This is a genomic window from Mesorhizobium salmacidum (SeqCode), assembly GCF_037179605.1.
Classification (GTDB): domain Bacteria; phylum Pseudomonadota; class Alphaproteobacteria; order Rhizobiales; family Rhizobiaceae; genus Mesorhizobium; species Mesorhizobium salmacidum.
In genome coordinates, this window is record NZ_JAPYKS010000088.1 from 1 (window position 1) to 626 (window position 626).

The 626-nt window shown below is 66.5% G+C and carries 2 pseudogenes; both read right to left on the reverse strand.

The window, feature by feature from the left end:
• Window positions 1-200, reverse strand: a pseudogene (locus O7A60_RS31750) (TPM domain-containing protein); the annotation flags it as partial.
• Window positions 201-204: 4 nt separating this feature from the next.
• Window positions 205-626, reverse strand: a pseudogene (locus tag O7A60_RS31755) (TPM domain-containing protein); the annotation flags it as partial.

Here is a 626-nt window from a genome sequence, read left to right on the forward strand (position 1 = left end):
TCCGCCAGCTTCTGCGTCAGCGCCGCCTTGGTCGCGGCATCGATGATGCCGGCATTGTCGACCACGCGGCCGGTCAGAACAGGCAGTTCGGCAGCGAAACCCGCGAAGCTGGACAGCAGTAGCACCAGCACCATCAGGACAGCATGGATAGCCGGGATAAGGCGGCTGGACCTCAACAGGCTGATGCTGCGCGTCGTCATGCCCTTACCAGCTTCCCGAGGAGCCGCCGCCGCCGGACGAACCGCCGCCGCCCGAAAAACCGCCACCGCCGCCACCCGAAGACCAGCCGCCGCCGGAACTTCCGGACGACCAGCCGCCCCCGGATGAGGACCGCCGGTGCGGCTCGAAGGTCATGCCGAGCCAGCGATAGCGGCCGGGCCCAAGCTTCTGGCCGAAGATCGGCGGCAGGACCGAAGCCGCGATGCCGCCGAAGAAAATGATCGCCCAGATGCTGATGAAAATGGCGAAGAACAGGTCGTCGGAATTGAACGGGGCCTGCTCGTTGCGCTTGCCGCGCGCCTCCAGCTCCTCCGGATTGCCTTCCAGCACCATGACCATGTCGTCGACGGCCTTCGAGATGCCGCCGGAGAAATCGCCGGCGCGGAAGGCCGGCACCATGTCGTTCT